This window comes from Bacillus sp. FSL M7-0791, assembly GCF_038627085.1.
Classification (GTDB): Bacteria; Bacillota; Bacilli; order Bacillales; family Bacillaceae; genus Bacillus; species Bacillus safensis.
Genome location: NZ_CP152022.1, coordinates 2,976,189 through 2,994,018 on the forward strand (window position 1 = coordinate 2,976,189; position 17,830 = coordinate 2,994,018).

At 39.6% G+C, this 17,830-nt stretch carries 20 protein-coding genes and 1 other RNA gene; 7 read left to right on the forward strand and 14 right to left on the reverse strand.

The annotated features are described in order from the left end of the window. Positions 1-62: 62 nt before the first annotated feature. A complete protein-coding gene (locus tag MHI08_RS15390; RefSeq protein WP_342499735.1) occupies positions 63-1,664 on the reverse strand; it encodes a histidine kinase N-terminal 7TM domain-containing protein in 1,602 nt (533 codons plus the stop codon). 239 nt (positions 1,665-1,903) lie between these two features. Between MHI08_RS15390 and MHI08_RS15395 the strand changes: the two genes are divergently transcribed. Further along, on the forward strand, positions 1,904-2,140 hold the full coding sequence (locus MHI08_RS15395) for a hypothetical protein (RefSeq protein WP_025094100.1): 237 nt from the start codon (positions 1,904-1,906) through the stop codon (positions 2,138-2,140). A gap of 64 nt (positions 2,141-2,204) precedes the next feature. On the opposite strand, the gene MHI08_RS15400 is transcribed toward MHI08_RS15395, so the two are convergent. The 8 genes from MHI08_RS15400 to MHI08_RS15435 all read right to left on the reverse strand — a co-directional run bounded on the left by MHI08_RS15400 (position 2,205) and on the right by MHI08_RS15435 (position 10,245). Continuing rightward, on the reverse strand, positions 2,205-4,475 hold the full coding sequence (locus MHI08_RS15400) for a CDP-glycerol:glycerophosphate glycerophosphotransferase (RefSeq protein WP_025094099.1): 2,271 nt from the start codon (positions 4,473-4,475) through the stop codon (positions 2,205-2,207). Between the two features lie 406 nt (positions 4,476-4,881). Then, positions 4,882-5,245, reverse strand: a transfer-messenger RNA (tmRNA) gene (gene ssrA, locus MHI08_RS15405). Positions 5,246-5,419: 174 nt separating this feature from the next. Beyond that, positions 5,420-5,890 carry an SsrA-binding protein SmpB gene (smpB, locus tag MHI08_RS15410; RefSeq protein WP_012011279.1) on the reverse strand — a complete coding sequence of 157 codons (471 nt, stop codon included), beginning with the start codon at positions 5,888-5,890 and terminating at the stop codon, positions 5,420-5,422. Between the two features lie 139 nt (positions 5,891-6,029). Further along, entirely contained in the window at positions 6,030-8,372 is a 2,343-nt protein-coding gene (rnr, locus tag MHI08_RS15415; protein ID WP_041107812.1) for a ribonuclease R, read from the reverse strand. A 19-nt stretch (positions 8,373-8,391) separates the two neighbouring features. Next, complete coding sequence (locus MHI08_RS15420) at positions 8,392-9,138, reverse strand: carboxylesterase (protein WP_076840043.1); 747 nt, start codon at positions 9,136-9,138, stop codon at positions 8,392-8,394. 124 nt (positions 9,139-9,262) lie between these two features. Then, positions 9,263-9,496 (reverse strand): preprotein translocase subunit SecG, encoded by a 234-nt coding sequence (gene secG / locus MHI08_RS15425; RefSeq protein WP_003212746.1) that lies wholly within the window; start codon positions 9,494-9,496, stop codon positions 9,263-9,265. 186 nt (positions 9,497-9,682) lie between these two features. Continuing rightward, positions 9,683-9,973, reverse strand: a complete 291-nt coding sequence (locus MHI08_RS15430) for an AbrB/MazE/SpoVT family DNA-binding domain-containing protein (RefSeq protein WP_076840045.1) — start codon at positions 9,971-9,973, stop codon at positions 9,683-9,685. Positions 9,974-10,011: 38 nt separating this feature from the next. Further along, positions 10,012-10,245, reverse strand: coding sequence for a helix-turn-helix transcriptional regulator (locus tag MHI08_RS15435; RefSeq protein ID WP_024426059.1), 234 nt, complete (start codon positions 10,243-10,245; stop codon positions 10,012-10,014). A gap of 154 nt (positions 10,246-10,399) precedes the next feature. Between MHI08_RS15435 and MHI08_RS15440 the strand changes: the two genes are divergently transcribed. The 3 genes from MHI08_RS15440 to MHI08_RS15450 all read left to right on the forward strand — a co-directional run bounded on the left by MHI08_RS15440 (position 10,400) and on the right by MHI08_RS15450 (position 11,726). After that, entirely contained in the window at positions 10,400-10,795 is a 396-nt protein-coding gene (locus tag MHI08_RS15440) for a helix-turn-helix transcriptional regulator (RefSeq protein WP_034280928.1), read from the forward strand. 138 nt (positions 10,796-10,933) lie between these two features. Then, entirely contained in the window at positions 10,934-11,335 is a 402-nt protein-coding gene (locus MHI08_RS15445) for a transcriptional regulator (protein WP_075621764.1), read from the forward strand. A gap of 70 nt (positions 11,336-11,405) precedes the next feature. Beyond that, positions 11,406-11,726, forward strand: coding sequence for a helix-turn-helix domain-containing protein (locus tag MHI08_RS15450; protein WP_024423485.1), 321 nt, complete (start codon positions 11,406-11,408; stop codon positions 11,724-11,726). A gap of 74 nt (positions 11,727-11,800) precedes the next feature. Here MHI08_RS15450 and MHI08_RS15455 read toward each other — a convergent pair whose 3' ends face one another. From MHI08_RS15455 to MHI08_RS15470, 4 genes are read right to left on the reverse strand one after another with little or no spacing between them, the layout of a single operon-like run. Beyond that, complete coding sequence (locus MHI08_RS15455; protein WP_034280931.1) at positions 11,801-12,490, reverse strand: ABC transporter permease; 690 nt, start codon at positions 12,488-12,490, stop codon at positions 11,801-11,803. A gap of 21 nt (positions 12,491-12,511) precedes the next feature. Continuing rightward, complete coding sequence (locus tag MHI08_RS15460) at positions 12,512-13,429, reverse strand: osmoprotectant ABC transporter substrate-binding protein (RefSeq protein WP_041107821.1); 918 nt, start codon at positions 13,427-13,429, stop codon at positions 12,512-12,514. A 13-nt stretch (positions 13,430-13,442) separates the two neighbouring features. Next, positions 13,443-14,096 carry an ABC transporter permease gene (locus MHI08_RS15465; protein ID WP_342499736.1) on the reverse strand — a complete coding sequence of 218 codons (654 nt, stop codon included), beginning with the start codon at positions 14,094-14,096 and terminating at the stop codon, positions 13,443-13,445. 13 nt (positions 14,097-14,109) lie between these two features. Then, complete coding sequence (locus MHI08_RS15470; protein WP_025094044.1) at positions 14,110-15,258, reverse strand: betaine/proline/choline family ABC transporter ATP-binding protein; 1,149 nt, start codon at positions 15,256-15,258, stop codon at positions 14,110-14,112. A gap of 268 nt (positions 15,259-15,526) precedes the next feature. On the opposite strand from MHI08_RS15470, the gene MHI08_RS15475 reads away from it, so the two are divergent. Next, on the forward strand, positions 15,527-16,063 hold the full coding sequence (locus MHI08_RS15475) for a GbsR/MarR family transcriptional regulator (RefSeq protein ID WP_024426065.1): 537 nt from the start codon (positions 15,527-15,529) through the stop codon (positions 16,061-16,063). A gap of 55 nt (positions 16,064-16,118) precedes the next feature. Here the strand turns inward: MHI08_RS15475 and MHI08_RS15480 are convergent, their stop codons facing one another. Further along, positions 16,119-16,751, reverse strand: coding sequence for an NAAT family transporter (locus tag MHI08_RS15480; RefSeq protein WP_041107823.1), 633 nt, complete (start codon positions 16,749-16,751; stop codon positions 16,119-16,121). 118 nt (positions 16,752-16,869) lie between these two features. On the opposite strand from MHI08_RS15480, the gene MHI08_RS15485 reads away from it, so the two are divergent. After that, positions 16,870-17,334: a hypothetical protein gene (locus tag MHI08_RS15485; RefSeq protein WP_341082444.1), complete on the forward strand. Its 465-nt coding sequence runs from the start codon at positions 16,870-16,872 to the stop codon at positions 17,332-17,334. A 15-nt stretch (positions 17,335-17,349) separates the two neighbouring features. Further along, positions 17,350-17,814 (forward strand): GNAT family N-acetyltransferase, encoded by a 465-nt coding sequence (locus tag MHI08_RS15490; RefSeq protein ID WP_056765773.1) that lies wholly within the window; start codon positions 17,350-17,352, stop codon positions 17,812-17,814. Positions 17,815-17,830 lie beyond the last annotated feature (16 nt).

The following is a 17,830-nucleotide window of genomic DNA, read 5'->3' on the forward strand; positions in this document are numbered from 1 at the left end:
CTACTCCCCTTTAGGAAACCGTTCAAATGTTATGTTTATCATATCGAATGTCAGGACAACAGTCAATTCGGAAGATCCTGCTCTTGATACAGCACATGGCCCTTACCAGTGGATGCATAAATCCGGTTCCGTCCTTGGCGTTTTGACATATACAAGGCCTGATCCGCTTCAAATAGAAGTGTCTCTAATACACAAGGATCATTGGCTGTGTGAGCAATTCCAAAACTCGCTGTCACTCGCACTTTTTCTTCATCATTTGTAAAGAAACTTGCTTCAAACGAATGTCTTATTTTTTCCGCGATATGACATGCCTCTTTAAATGACTGATGAGGCAGACAAATGGCAAACTCTTCTCCCCCATATCGTCCAAATAAATCATCCATTTGTAAATGCTCCTGACAAATAGAGACAACATGACGCAGCGCTTCATCCCCGATATGATGTCCGTGTGTGTCATTGATTTGTTTAAAGAAATCAATATCAAACAGCATAACAGCCGTATCCTGTGCATCCTCTTCCAAGATCATCTGCGTTCGTTCGATGAAAGAAGAACGATTGAAAATATTCGTCAAACCATCGATATACGCACGACGCTCCAGCTCTTCCTGCAGCAAACGCTGCTCTGTTACATCACTGATCACGATTTGCCTGCCTTCGATCTCTCCTCTTCTATTAAATAGAGACGAAGCGGTCAAATGATAATAGCAGGACTGGTCTTTTTCCTTTTTCCACATTAAATCATATTGCGAATGATCCTGCGGAGAGCGCAGCCATTGAATGAACGCTGAATCTTTGATGATTGCTGAGAAAATATCGTCGATTTTATAGCCAATTCCCTTTTTATTCGCAAGTGCTGGAATGATCGATGCAGCAGCGGGATTGTAGTCAATGAGTGTCCGATATCGATCTAAAATCAGAACCCCTTCAGACATATGCTCAAACACACGCTCCATTGCAATAGGAGACAGCTTAAAGAGCTGAAACGACATAATTGCCCATAAATAGAGTGCATTGGTGATAAACATCACCACAGGAACCGGATCAATATGTAGGGGTGTAACACCTAATAAATAAATAAAAGAAGTCAAAATTGGTAATGACATTCCCACTAACAGTATCAGAATCTGCTTTAAATATTCTTTTTTTGTGACACGTAAAAACCAAAGCAGCATAAAGATAGCAAGCATCGAACAGCCAAACGTATAAACGCCATGAATGATATACCAATAGCCAATCGAAAAATCAGCCAATAAAAACCCATCTACTGGATTCATCGTGATGCTTCGATAAAAGAGTGAATGTAAAGAGTTGGTGAACACCATAATGGTTGTGAGAGTTGGAATCAATAAGATGAGAAGCACGCGGCGCTTTGTTAAATATTGATGGAACCCCGTAAATTGTAGCACAATCAGCAGACTGAGCGGTGCGATAAACGGAAGACCTATGTATTGAAAACAAACCCAGAACATGATTTCTCCAGGAGTACGAGCCAATAATTCAAACGTATGCCCAAAAATATAAATCGCAGTTGCTCCAGACATGTACATAAACAATTGACAGCCAATATATCGATGGCGGTTTGCATGAGCAATGATTGATAATATCACGGACAGAATGCCAGAAACACTCATGATCACAATAAAATGTAAAACAATCGAATCCATGTAAACGCCCCAATTTCAGTTATTTAGAACTAGTCTAATCTTACTATATATGAGGACGTCTCAAATGGGAAGATGTGATTTTGAATTGGTTGGAGGTTTTTTGTAAAATTTCAGGCGTCATCGGTTCGTGATTCCTTATATTTTCACTACTTTTTGCTTAATTTGAGGGAGAAGTATGTTGCGTTCGGAGAAATATCTGTACAATGTGGGGATGAATGGAGAGGAGACTCGAAAGGAATATGACTTTTTGGATGATTATGACGGGGCTGTTTATGCTGATTCTTTTAGAAAAACCGTTTAAAAAGAGAAGTTCTGGATTGTTATTTTTGATCAGTTACTTGCTGCTGATTGCGGTTTATGTGATTCAGACAACGTTTGTAAAACTTATGCCGGATGGATTTTTGATGATGATTGCGGTGGTTGTCGTTTTTCCTTTGTTTGTTCGGTTGGTGCAGTCTTCTCAAAGGAGTATTTAACTTCACTCCATAAAAAACCTCTACTTGTTTCTATACCAAGTAGAGGTAATCATCTGATTTAAATTTATTTACTCGTAAATACTTTCTTCACAACCCGCTCACTTGCCCTACCATCTTCTAATGAACAGAATCTTTCATGGAATACATCATATTTTTCCTTGTAAGCATCTTTTACGCTTTCGATGTTTTGTATGCTATTTAGAACTTCTTCAGACGTATACAATAATGGACCTGGTAGATCTTTTTCAACATCAATATAAAAACCTCTCAGCACATCTTTGTATTTATCAATATCATACGTAAAGAAAAGAATTGGCTGCCTTAAGTTTGCAAAATCAAAGAATACAGACGAGTAATCAGTGATTAGGATGTCGCTTGAAATATATAAATCATTTATATCGTTATATTTGGAATAATCAAAGGCAAATCCTTCAAATCCAGTTAAATCAATATTATCTGAAATAAAATAGTGCATCCGTAATATAATGACATATTCTTCGCCTAACTTTTCTTTTAGTAAATTTAAATCTAAGGTAAGATTAAATTTATACTGACCTGCTTTATGAAATTCATCATCTCTCCATGTTGGTGCATATAAAATAACTTTTTTATCAGCAGGTATACCAAGTTTCGATTTAATTTTGACTTTATCCTCATCAGTAAAGTTTTTCAAAATATCATTTCTTGGATATCCATAAGTTAATATATTTTCTTTCGGATACATAAATGCACTTTCAAAGATTTTTTCGGAATATCGGTTTGCTGCAATTAAGTAATCCCATTTACGTGACTGCAAGTAAAATTCCTTTTTATAATCGGGATTAGCAGATACTACATTTTCCATATCAAATACTAATTTCTTCAGTGGTGTTCCATGCCAAGTGGATAAAATAATTTGTTCATCTTTTTTATAAAGCCACTTTGGCTGTCTCATGTTTAAAACAAAGTATTTGGCGACGGTGACATAATAAAAATATTTCCAGCTAAATCGCTTAATCACTTTGACGTTCTTATGCCGAAATTCTTCTTCATTTGATACCATTTCTTTATCATTAAGAATCCAAACATGCTTCCATTTGTTTGGTTCATTTTTCAGCAAATATTTAAAAATCGCTTTTGGACTATCCGAGTAGTTTCTTCCTAAAAAGCTTTCATAAACAATTGTGTGGTGTTTGATAGGTAATCTAGAAAAAAACATTTGTTGAACTGTTCTTTGTCTCGCTCTCTTCTTTTTCGGTTTTATACTCTGATATAGAGTATAATAAAGAACGCGTTTTTTACTTAGACGATATGCCTTATTGTAATTCCCATTCTTAATAGCATCAATCTCTTTTGTATGTCTTCTCTTCAATTTGAATGGATTTGACTCTGCATTCAAAATGGTTTGAAAGTACTGATAAATAGGCGTTAATCGTTCAGTTCCTACTTTAAATATTGGGCTTTTTACAACTTTATACAAATATTGACTAATTGCTTCAACCTTTACTTGTTTAACCAAAGCCAAATCATCACATTGTTCAATTGACTTGCTTAATGTTCGAAACAATTCTTCGAATCGATGATCATGATCTTCTTGAGAAAGTGATGCATAATTGATAGGATCATTATGAATCAGCTTATAGTATAAGCAAATTGAAGTCTCCAAAATAGAGAAAGCATCTTGGTAAATTTTCATTAAGAAAGGAATATCACTATACAATGGTGCGCTTTCATCAAACTGTATTTGTTTGTTCAGCAAATATTTTTTTTGCACAACGAATCCGTGTGATTTAAATTGGTAGGATATCTTTTTAAAGAATTTTTCTTTTGCAATTTCATGATAATGTGCCGAAACCACATTCTCCTCAAAAAGCATTTGCATGACTTTGTTTTCATCCGCATTAACATTTAATTTTTTCAAAACATGGCTTAAATTATCTAAAGTATCATGCTGATACAAAGCCTGCTTCTTTTCTTTTAATGTTGTTTTTCTATCTACGATTGTCTTTTTAACTTTTAGTTTGAATACATTCACTTGTTCTTGATCAATAATTTGCTTCGCATATATAAGTGCATTAGGATGTAAGAAATCATCTGCATCTAAAAACAAGATGTATTCTCCTTGGGCTTCTAATATGCCTTTATTTCTACTAATGCCTGGATTAGTATGAAGTCCCATATTGATGGTTCTATAGTTAAAGGAATAAGACTCTAATATTTCTTCTAAATGTTGACTATCTTGATGAATAAAAAGCACTTCGAAATCTTTAAAAATTTGATCATCTAAACTTTTGATGCAGTTATCAGTATACTTTTTATTGGTATCCTTATAAGGAATAACAATAGTAAATAACATAAGATCCCTCTTCCGAATTTTGTATAAAAATATAGTAATGTTTCAATTTCTCCATCACTTAAGTTGAATTCAAAAACAATAAATATTATAACAAAAACATGTTTTTATTCAAAAAAAAGATTCGTCTATAAAGACGACTCAATAGAATAATTTGTTGATTTAATAATGCCTTACCTTTTCACTTCTATGATACAACAATTTATCATACTTAACATAAAAAAACCACATTTCTTACCGACTTGAAATAAAAATAACAAGAATACATTTTGCATTCTTACTTTTGCTAATATAATCTTATAAAAAATAAAAAAATGACGCTATAACAAGCGTCATTTTTAATTATTCATGTTGCCAGACCCGCATCAAGGGCTTTCAAACTCTTGATACGGCTGCATTCTAAAAGTTTTGATGGAGACGGTGGGAGTCGAACCCACGTCCAGAGACATCGATTACTTAAGCGTCTACGAGCGTAGTCAACATATTTACGTGTTCACTCATCCTCATGCCTGCTGACGGGCGCTTGGAGAGCTAGTCTGATGGATCTCTTCTTACGTCCTCAGACGGAAACGTAAGCGTAGCCTACTTCATTGGGCTCCTCACAGACACATAGGCGATGTCAGGAAGAGCTCGCTGCGCTTATTAGGCAGCTAGTGCTAAGTTTTGGTTAAAACTTTTAGTTTTGCCAGTTACATTTAAGTGCGTGTTAACGAGATCGCCTCTCGGCTCGCAGCCTAAGCTCGAACCATCCCTGTCGAATCCGTAACGTCCCCTTGTAAAAGGGATATACGGGATGGAAGTTCAGCTTCACTGCTTCCGTATATAACTATTATAACAATCTCACTGCTCGAAACAACTGGTGGTTTCTGTCAAAACAGCGATGATTGTTTACTGCATAACATATTGTAGCATAATGCTTCCGCTCTCAGCAAGCCATCAGCATCAGGCTAGAATTGCTTTTGACGATCGCGGAAGGCACGTTCGATTTCACGTTTTGCATCTTTTTTCTTCAGATCTTCACGCTTATCGTATTTCTTCTTCCCTTTTCCGATTCCGATCAGCACTTTGGCAAAGCCATTTTTCAAATAGAGTTTCAGAGGCACAAGTGAATAGCCTTCTTCCTTCGTCGCACCAATCAATTTGCTGATTTGCTTTCGATGAAGCAGCAGCTTTCTCGTTCTCAGCGGATCATGGTTATAACGGTTCCCTTGTTCGTATGGGCTCACGTGCATATTATGAAGAAACACTTCTCCTCGCTCGATTTTGGCAAAGGAATCTTTTAAATTCACTTTTCCAGCACGAATCGATTTGATTTCAGTTCCTTGTAATACTAGGCCGGCTTCGTATGTTTCTTCTATAAAGTAATCATGATTTGCTTTTTTGTTTTGGGAAACAACTTTTCCCTCTCCCTTTGGCATTGGCGTACACCCTCCTTTTGACACAAACACGGTCCAAATCGTACGGATTATTTTATCAAACAATCCAGCTTTCGACAATGCTGACGCCATGTGGTCAAAAAGCAAATAGAGCGGGATGCCCTATTTGCTTTTTGGCACGTTACTTTTTCTTTTTGCGTTTTTGTTTCGGTGCGTTTTCAAATACGCGTTTTTTCTTTTTCTTCTTTTTACGGTTTGTGAACCAGTCACTTCCGCTTTTATCCTCTTTGCCTTTTTCCCCAGAGGCTTTTTGACCTCCACGGCCTTTTTTCGCTGGTGGATCTGTCCGTTTTTTGAACTTGAAATCTTTTGGAGATTTACGGCGAGTGCCTTTCATCCCGACGATTTCAAAATCAATTGAGTGCTCATCTTTATTGACATTCACGACTTTGACAGTGATTTCATCACCGATACGGTAGACATTCCCTGTACGTTCACCGATCATAGCAAAGTGCTGTTCATCAAAGCGATAGTAGTCGTCAGTCATGTAGCTGACATGGACAAGACCTTCTATCGTATTCGGCAGTTCAACGAATAGTCCGAAGTTCGTCACGGAACTAATCATGCCATCAAACTCTTCACCGATTTTATCTAGCATAAACTCTGCCTTTTTCAGGTCATCTGTTTCACGCTCTGCATCGACTGAGCGGCGCTCCATTGTAGATGCATGATCTGCGATTTCAGGCAGCAGCTGGCCCCACTTTTCTAAGGTCGCTTCATCTGTCTTTTTCTGAATCAAATAGGTTCTAATCAGTCTATGCACGATTAAATCCGGGTAACGGCGGATTGGTGATGTGAAGTGTGTATAGAATTCCGTTGATAATCCAAAATGGCCAATGCTTTCTGGATCATACTTCGCCTGTTTCATAGAGCGAAGCATCACAGTTTGAATGACGACTTCTTCTGGTTGATCCCTGACAGCATCGAGGACACTTTGAAGTGCGCGCGGGTGAATGTTCGTTGACGTCCCTTTCACAATGTAACCAAACGTCGTCACGAACTCTAAAAAGCGCTGAAGCTTCTCAGGATTTGGTTCTTCGTGAATTCGGTAAATGAACGGAACATTCATCCAGTGGAAATGCTCTGCAACCGTTTCGTTTGCAACAAGCATGAATTCTTCAATTAATTTCTCTGCAACGGAACGCTCACGAATGACAACGTCTTTCGCTGCGCCTTCATCATCTACAAGTACTTTTGCTTCCTTGAAATCAAAGTCTACAGCTCCGCGCTCCATTCGTTTGTCACGAAGAATCTCTGCAAGCTTCTCCATCTCTTGGAACATCGGAACAAGCGGCTCATATTTGTTTAGAAGCTCTTCATCTTGGTCGACTAAAATCTTATTCACATCGGAATAGGTCATTCTCTCTGTCGTTTTGATCACACTTTGGAAAATCTCGTGTTTGACGACTTTCCCGTTACGATCAATAACCATTTCACAAGACAAGGTGAGACGATCGACCTTTGGATTTAATGAACAAATACCGTTTGACAAACGATGCGGAATCATCGGAATGACGCGGTCGACGAGATACACACTCGTTCCACGTTCATAAGCTTCCTGATCAATCGGGGAATTCTCTGTGACATAATGAGAAACGTCTGCAATGTGTACGCCAAGCTTATATTTGCCATCATCCAGCTTTTGCACAGTTACGGCATCATCTAAGTCCTTCGCATCTGCACCGTCAATCGTCACAATCGTTTCATTGCGCAAGTCGCGTCTGCCTTCAAGATCTTTTTCATCAATCGTTTCCGGTGTGTCTACTGCCTGCTGAAGTGCTTCTTCTGGGAACTCACCTGGCAGACCGTGTTTATGAATGATCGACAAAATATCAATGCCAGGGTCATTTTTATGACCGAGGATTTCAGTCACTTCACCCTCTGCACTCATTCTTCCTTCAGGATAGCTTGTCAGCGTCACAACGACTTTATGCCCTTCGACCGCACCGTTTTTAGCGGATTTCGGAATGAAGATATCGTTTGTGATTTTTTTATCATCAGGAATGACAAAGCCAAAGCTTTTCGTTTCTGTATAGGTACCGACAACCGTCTGAGTATTACGCTCGAGAATACGGATGACAGTTCCTTCTTTTTTCGTGCCGTTTGATTTGTGGCTGACACGAACCATGACGGTATCGCCATTCATCGCTGTGCCTAACTCATTTGGCGGAATGAAAATATCATCCTGTCCAAACTCTTCAGGCGTTACAAATGCAAATCCTTTTGCATGAGCAGACAGCTTTCCTTTTACCAAATTCATTTTTTCTGGTACACCGTAACGGTCGCTGCGCGTGCGAACGATGAGTCCTTGATCCTCCAGCGTCACAAGTGCTTTGACGAGCTCTTTATAATCATCGGGATTGGTAATCTCCATCATGACTTCCAGCTCTTGAACAGTTAACGGTTTATACGCTTCTTCTTTCATAAAAGCGAGTAATTCATCCATAAATTCTTCTTTTTGCACACTCTAACCCCCTATATATTTAAATTGACCAATCAAGTGATTCTAAGAATGCATAGACATCCTGATGAACCTTCTCCCGCTCTTTATCAAGCGTGATGACATGGCCTGATTCTTCATACCATTTCAAATGCTTATCATCTGTCTCTACTTCGTTATAAATGATATTCGCACTGTCTGTATTAATCATATGATCGTGACGTGCCTGCACAACAAAAGTAGGTGAATAGATCATGTCGACATTGTTTCTAACATCTGCAATCAGTTCTTGCAGGCTCCTCAGTGTATTCATTGGTGTTTTCTTGAACGATTCCATTTCTTGTTCAATTTGGTCCTCTGACTTACCCTCAAATTTCTTATAGTTACGGGCATAATCTAGTACACCCTGGTACATGACTTCTTCACTTTTTATGTACATAGGTGCACACATAGGTACAATTCCCTTTACAGGTACAGTGTAACCTAATTTCAATGAAAAAACTCCTCCGAGGGATAGTCCGCAAACTGCAATCTCCTCATAACCTTCATCTTTTAAGAATTGATAGCCTTCTTCTACATCTTTCCACCAATCAGCCGGGCCTGTATGGACAAGCTCTTCTGGCGGCACACCGTGTCCTTTATATTGAGGTGCATGGCATGTATATCCTCTTTCGTTCAAATAACGGCCAAGCATTCGAACATCGGCTGTATTCCCAGTAAAACCGTGAAGAAGAAGCACCGCCTTTTCTCCACCTTTAAACGTAAATGGTTTTGGTGTAACAACTTTCATGATGTGACTTCCTTTCCTTCTGATATGGTTTATATTTTCCACTTGTATGTATGAAACAAACACAAAAGAGTGCTGATAATAAAAAAAGGTCTGAAAAAAGATCAGACCTTCTGTTACTCGCGCTTTACACGCCTAAATATGCCAATGCAAGTGTTAAGATGAAGAAAAGCACTGACAAAATAACCGTTAATCGGTGAAGAATCAAGTCAAGGCCTCTCGCTTTTTGCTTACCGAAAAGCTGCTCGGCTCCACCTGAAATAGCGCCTGACAGTCCAGCACTTTTACTTGATTGTAGTAATACAACGATGATAAGTGCGATACTGACAATTACGAGTAATGTGATAACAAATGCGTGCATGAAAACACCTCCAGACAAACTGGTACACATAACTTTATTTTACATGAAAACAAGGTGCATGTCACGAAACATCAAAATAAAGATTTCCTATATATTGTCGACTTGATTCGTTATTTTGATACAATTTCGTTCCAAAGTGCTGGCTGCAGCATTTTTATATGCAATTTTTCGGTTAAAAACACATTTTTAATGAGTTGCTTCTTCCTTCAATAGCTGTTTTAATTCTACTAACAAACGTTCAGCTCCTTCAGGACTCAGCATCACGTTCCCATTTCCATAGCTTTTGTTGTACTTCGTCACTTGTCCCGTCAGCAGGCAGCTCTTATCTGCATCATATTTTTTCAGCATAATGGTTTGATCTTCAACGAAAATTTCTAACAGCTGCTCTTCTTTAATATTGAGTACCTTGCGCATTTCTGAGGGCAGAACAATTCTGCCGAGAGAATCAATGTGTCTGACCATCCCAGTCCTTTTCAATGACATTTCCTCCTTGATGATTGATATGATGATATCATTTATTGACTTTTGTCAATATCTTCATAGTAAAATAGATCTTCAAATTTTTTATCAAAGTAATGAATCATTTTGCCAATGACAAGCTGTCCTGGTTTTCGGTGACCATTTAACACCCTGCTAAGTGTGGCAGGAGAGATGCCAATTTCATCAGCGAGCTGATTTAACGACATATCGTTCTCGATCATATACTGCATGACAAAAGCCCGCCTGATCTGAATCTTTTCGACCATCATTACAACCTCCTATGGAATCATTATGTACAACATGTAAGGCTCTCACATCAAGTAGATTCATTAACTTATGTCAACACTTTTACCCCTCTGCTATTTCCTTTGGTCAATGATCATACTAAAATAAGTCATATACTGAAATGTGAGGTTCGATGTCATGAATCACTTTGGTGAACAATTACGCATTTTAAGAGAAAATAGAAAAATGTCGGTCAATCAGCTTGCCATGTATTCAGGTGTAAGCGCTGCTGGAATTTCTCGTATTGAAAATGGAAAGCGCGGTGTGCCAAAGCCGTTAACCATAAAAAAATTAGCACACGCCTTGAAGGTGCCTTATGAGGATTTAATGCTGCTTGCCGGTCATATTGAACAGGAACAAGTTCATGAAATGAAACCGAAATATGAGTCCATGTTAAAAATCTATCAAACGGCGCTTCAAAAGGATGTAGAACATCTCCCCATTTTTGACGGGGACAAATGGGAAAGGCTCTCCGCACAAGACATCAGCCAGCTGAATGAATACTTTCTCACGCTCATCAACCAAAAAAGGTGAACAAATAGCGGGGCATAACCCTAATGTACATCCACCATTAACTAATGTCAATATTTTCATGGTGCACTTATTGCCAATAGTCAACAAATCATGTAAAATAGACATATCGAATCTATAACCATGTGAGGTTTTGCGTTAATGAACTTTGGTGCATATTTAAGAGCATTACGTGAGGAAAAGAAGCTGTCGGTGAACCAATTAGCGATGTATTCTGAGGTCAGCGCTGCCGGTATATCTCGTATTGAAAACGGGAAACGCGGCATTCCGAAACCTCCTACGATTAAAAAGCTAGCTGGTGCGTTAAAGGTACCTTATGAAGACATGATGCAGGCTGCGGGCTATATTGAGGAAGCCACTTCTGTCCAACAGCTCGAGGAAAATGATCTTTCTTTATCCAAAATAAAAGAAGCCGCAGCGCAATATGAACTTACTGATCTCGAAATATTTGATGGTGACATATGGTCGACCCTTTCGAAAAAAGAAATAGAGGACCTCAACCGCTATTTATTATTTATGTTAAACAGCCGTTCGTCCTCATAAATGTTTAAGCTTTTTGCGCCGATTTATGGCAGATTTACGGTATAATGGGTTCAGATTGGAGTGAAGAAAGATGAATCAATCTGACATGTGCCCGCGGTTTGAAAAAGCAGTTGAGTTATTGAGTAAACGCTGGGTGGCACTGATTGTTTTTCAGCTTCTCTCAGGTCAGCAGCGCTTTAGTGAAATTGAGGCGGCTCTGACAAATTTAAGCGGAAGAGTATTATCTGAGAGATTAAAAGAGCTGGAAGCAGCAGGTATTGTAAAACGGGAGGTTTTTGCTGAAACACCCGTGCGCATTGAGTATTCTTTAACAGATATGGGGCGTTCACTTGCACCCGTTTTTGAGGAAATTGCGAAGTGGTCCTCTGAATGGATCACGCTTGAATCATAAACCAGCATTCGAACCGCCTGATCTTCATAAAACAACCTCCCTTACAGATGTAAGGGAGGTTTTGTTTCAACCGCTTAAGCAGATGTGATGTTTTTTTCAGCTAACGCTTTTCTTTCCTTTTTCTTGTTTGTCGGGCTTAAATAGCGTTCGAGCCAGCCCATGACAAGGTCAGCAATAATAGCCATAAGTGCAGTTGGAATCGCACCTGCTAAAATGATAGCTGTTCCGTTTGTGGCGTTTGATCCTCTGATGATGATATCGCCAAGACCTCCCGCGCCCACAAATGTTCCAATCGCTGTAATACCGATGGCAATGACAAGTGCGGTTCTTAAACCAGCCATAATGACTGATAAAGCAAGCGGTAGTTCAACCATTCTCAGCACTTGCCATTTCGTCATGCCCATCGCTTTACCTGATTCTAAATAGGCATGTTCAATGCTGACAATGCCTGTATACGTGTTTCGGATAATCGGCAGAAGTGAATACAGAAAGAGTGATAGGATGACTGTATTTGCACCAAGTCCTAATACAAGCATCAATACAGAAAGCATCGCTAATGCCGGTATCGTTTGAATGACATTGGTAATGGCAAAGACCCAATTGCTCAGCTTGCGGTAATGCGCCACAAAGATGCCTACTGGAATCCCGACAATCGCCGCAAACAGCACCCCATACGCCGACATGAGAAAATGCCTATAAAATTCTTCTAACACATATGACCCGTTCTGCTGATAATACGTCCATAATTGCTGCAGTGTGTCCATCAGCCTTGACACCTCCCCATCTTACTCAAAGTAATTGTGTTTTTTCAGGAAATTCTTCGCAACGGTTGCTGGTTCTTGAAGCTCCCCGTCGACTTGATAGTTCAGCTCTTGCATTTGTTCTGTATCGATTTTTCCGATCAGCCTGTTGATCACCTTATCAAGCCCTGGATTTTCTTTTAAGACTTTCTCCGGGACTACTGGTGATGCATCATATGGCGGGAAGAACCGTTTATCATCTTTTAAGATTTTGAGATTATAGGCTTTGATTCGTCCATCTGTTGAATAGGCAAGCACAATATCCATTTTTTCATTTTTTAATGCATCATAGACTAAACCAATCTGCATCGGATACGTGCTGCCAAATTTGATTCCGTATGTTTTCACGAATCCGTCATAGCCGTCGCCTTTCTTTTTGAGCCAAATATTATCGACACCAAACCGGTAATTGTTCGCATTCTTTTTCAAATCAGAGACCGTTTCTAACTTGTTTTCCTTCGCCATCTTCTGCGTCACAGCAAAGGCATAAGTATTATCAAATCCATAAGAATCAAACCATTTGTAATCATAGCGTTTTTTAAATTCTTTTTGGACGATCTCCATCGCACGCTCCGGGTCTTTTTCCGCATCCATTCCAAGCGTGCTTGTTAAATCCGTGCCTGAATATCTTGTCGCAGAAATGTCGACATCTCCGTTTTCCATTGCTTTCTGCTGCACAGTGTTGGAACCTAGGTTTTTCACAATGGTCGTCTTTTTATCTGTGTAATGTTCGATCATATCGCCAACCATATAGGCCATAATTTCTGATTCGGTAAAGTTTTGTGCTCCAATTCGCAGCGTGCCCCCTGAGGAGCCGGCTAGTCCAGGAAGTGAACAGCCGCTTATCAATAGCAAGCATCCGGCAAGCAGTGCACTGATCCATTTTGTTTTTCGATTCTTCACATAAGCCAACTCCTTATGAAACTTCCTTCAATCCTTTTAAGCCTTTTGGTGTTACTTTTTTCTCCAGCTTCATTAATGATAGGTCGATGATGACTGCTAAAATTGTGACTGGTATCGCACCCGCAATAATAAATTCCGGCTGATACAGCTGAAGTCCAATCAAAATGTAGTCACCTAGACCGCCTCCACCGATAAAGGCTGCAAGTGTTGTCCAGCCAATCAAATATATCGTTGACGTTCTGACACCTGCCATAATGACCGGTACAGCAAGCGGGAGTTCAACAAGACGAATTTGTTCCCATGTTGTCATCCCGATTCCTTTACCGGATTCAAGCAAGTTTTTGTTCACACCTTGGACCCCGGCATACGTATTTCTTAAAATAGGTAAAACCGAATAGAAAAAGAGAGCAACGATTGCAGGTATTTTCCCAACCCCCAAAATAGGAATAAAAAAGGCAAGAATCGCTAAACTAGGGAGTGTTTGAAAGATATTCACGATACCGATGATAAAACCTGCGCCTCGTTTCATTCGTGTGAGAACCACGCCTAAAGGAACGGCAACAAGAATACCAAGCACAACAGCAATTAAGGAAATATATAAATGCTCCCACATTTTTGTGAGGAGTTCCCCACCATTTTTCTCTAGAAAGTCGATGATTTGATCCATGTGTACACCTCCCTTACTTCATTTCAGTGACAGCCGCCGGCGTATCGTCTCCCCAAATGGAGTCGTACACAACATCTACAAGACTTGCTCGTGTCACAATGCCTTTTAAGTGTCCTTCTGCATCCACAACCGGTACATATTTAATGCCGCGTATTAAGATTTTCCGGACAGTGTCTCTTAGAAGTGCGCCTTCTTGTACGGTATAGAACTCTGTATTTAAAATATCACCAACGAAAGCTGCTTTTCTGCGGTTCGCATCGATTGTTTCAATATCGATATAGCCTTTTAGCACATGATGTTCATCTACTACAAGCAAGGAATCGACCCGCTTTTCTCTCATGATGTAGATGGCATCTGTTAATGTTTTTTCAACTGTAACGGTGACTGGTGACGTGTTCATCATTTGTTCTACACGTTCCATATTCGGATTTGATTGAAGCAGACGTTCTTTGCCGATGAATTCTTCTACGAATTCATTGGCTGGGTTCCGCAGAATATCGTCAGGCGTACCTACTTGGACAATCTCTCCATCTTTTAAAATCACAATTCGATCAGCTAGTTTAATAGCTTCGTCCATGTCATGTGTGACGAATACGATGGTTTTATTTAACGTTTTTTGCAGTTTCTTAAATTCTTCCTGCAATGAATCTCGTGTGATTGGATCAAGTGCGCCAAACGGTTCATCCATGAGGATCAGAGGGGGTTCCGCTGCTAGTGCGCGAAGAACACCGATGCGCTGCTGCTGTCCTCCACTGAGTTCATGAGGGTAGCGCTCTAAATATTCCGGTCCCATGTCGACAAGCTTCAGCAGTTCACGTGCCCGTTCTTTTCGTTTTTCTTCCGGCCATTTTAACAGCTTCGGAACAAGTGAAATGTTTTGTGCGATGGTCATATGGGGAAACAGTCCAATTTGCTGAATCACATAGCCAATTTCTCTTCTTAATTGAACTGGGTCTTTTTTCATAATGTTTTCTCCCTCGATAAAGATTTTTCCTGAGGAAGGTTCGATGAGTCGGTTGATCATCTTCATGGTTGTTGTCTTACCACAGCCACTCGGTCCAATAAAACAAATAAATTCTCCTTTTGCTATTTCTAAATCAATATTTTTGACAGCTTTTTTTCCGCCTTTATACGTCTTAGATACATTCTCTAGTTTCAGCAAATGAGACACCTCCATTAGTCGGATCAATATTTTCAGAAAATTTACACCTTATTTATTATAGTGCAAACTTTATAAAATAAAAAGTTTATGATGTGTTTGTATTGCATAACATTTATTTAAAATTTTCAGTTAACGGCCTGATAGATAGAGATCTCTCCTTTTTCCTCCAAATTACGAGCAAATACTCAATATTTATTGTTTTCATCAACAAACAGGTATATGATATATTGTGTTACAAATTGTCAGTCGTGAAGGGATGAATCGGGGAGTGGACAAGCAAGCGTTAGGCGCCATTCAAAAAGCACAGGATCATTATATTGAAAAAGCTGCCGAGAACATGAATGCCTTTGGTCTTTCTTCTACAGTGGGTAGAGTGCTTGGTATCATTCACATGAACCGTAAACCAATGACGCTTGGAGAGCTATCAGAGGCGACAGGCATGAGCAAAACGAGAATGAGTCAAGTCGTTCGAGAAATGCTTGATTTGAATATTGCGGAAAAGGTTTATGAAAAAGGAATACGTAAAGATCTATATGACGTTGAGCAAGATCAATACCAAACGTTTATTTCCTTGTTTGCAGCCAATTGGTCCCGAGTTGTCAGCAAAAACCGCAAGGCACATAAGAAAACGTGCAAGGAATTGCTGGAGCTGCTTGAACAGGACGACCTGCCAGAAGAGACAGAAGATAAAATCAATCTGCTTCTTTCAGAAATCAAGGAAAGTCTTGATTACTATGATTGGATTAGCCGCTTAATTGAATTCTTTGAAAGTGAAGAAGTGTTTAAGCATGTGCCGAAACCTTAAAAAAAGCTGTTTTATTTTACATCATTGTAGAAAAAAACAGCTTTTTTATATACACCTATTGCATAAACATTGGAAACATCCCTTTTAATCCTGCGCCGATCATCTCAACTGCCACTACAGCAAGAATTAATCCCATTAACCGCGTCACGACATTCATCTCTGTTTTCCCCATTTTCCGCATAATGAAACTTGAATAATGAAAGGCATAAAAGGTCATTGCCAGAACGATGACAATGCCGATTAAAATCGCAAACATGTGAAGCATCCCTTGACTTCCCGGGGTTAAACTCATCACTGTAGCGATTGTACCGGGACCAGCGATGATCGGAATCGCCAGCGGCGTAACGGAGACATCCGCCTTTTCTTTGCTTTCTGCCTTTTCCTCAGAATGAGGATTTTGGACATGTGACTCCTTTGCATTCAGTAAATTGTAAGCGATACCAAAAATAAAAATACCTCCGGCGATACGGAGTGCATGAATATCGATCCCAAACAATTTGAAAATGAGCCTCCCTGCCAATAGAAAGGCAACAAGAATAATGAAAGAGACCACAATGGCTTTTTTGGCTGTCTGGGAGCGTTCTTTCTCTGTATATCCCTCTGTTAAAGTGATGAAAAGAGGCACGTTTCCAATAGGGTTTGATACAGCAAATAATGAAACCACAACATGAATCATAAAGGAAATCAACAGACACCCTCCTTTTTTCATAGTGTCTGCCAATCTGATGTGAATATTCCCTTGTGATGTTAAAACCTGTATATATTTAACCGATGATAATAAAGGTTTAAAGAAAGGGGAATGACACATGAAGAAAACGATCACCATCATCCTTCTATCTGTTGCGGTTTTAGGAGCAGCCGGCTGGATGGTTTGGCAGCAGCAGACCATCAAAGCAGCTGAGGAAAAACATCAGCAAGAAAGCAAAACGAACGACGAGAAGCTTTCGAAATTAAAATCAGATCAAGCGGATATGAAGCATGAAAACGAAGATCAAAAAAAGAAACTGTCTACCATCACCAAAAAGCTCAAAAACGAAAAGAAAGCCTATCAAAAAGAAGTCAAGCAACGTAAAATACTTGAGTCAAAAATTGACCAGCTTCAAAAAGAGCTGACAGCAGCGAAAGCCACTGCTCAAGCGAATAAACAGAGCGCACAGGCTGCAAGGCAACCAACTGTTAAAAAAGACCCAAATGTCACTCACAATCCGCCCTCACAATGGGTACAGGATCAATATGATTGGGGTGTGAAACAAGGATATATTAAAGAATAGAAAGGATGAAAAAATATGATACACATTCGGCCATTGTCAGGTGATCAATCCGTCCCTATGGATCTTTTACTCTTAGCTGATCCTTCAAAGGAAAAGGTTCTTACTTATGTGCAATCCGGCTCTTGTTATGCCGCGTATCATGAACAGGACGTGATTGGTGTCTATGTGCTTTTATCTCTGTCTCAGCAGACAGTCGAAATCATCAATGTCGCCGTGAAGGAATCATGGCAAGGAAAAGGAATTGGGAAGCAGCTGATCCGCCATGCCATTGCTGAAGCGAAAGCCGCAGGTTTTCACACGGTTGAAATCGGCACAGGCAACTCGAGCATTCAGCAGCTCGCACTTTATCAGAAATGCGGCTTCCGCATGATATCTATTGACCACGATTTCTTTCTTAAGCATTATGATGAACCGATTTTTGAAAATGGCATTCAGTGTATGGATATGGTACGGCTGTCACTCACTTTGCAAGCAGACTGATGTTTTGTTCCGTCCG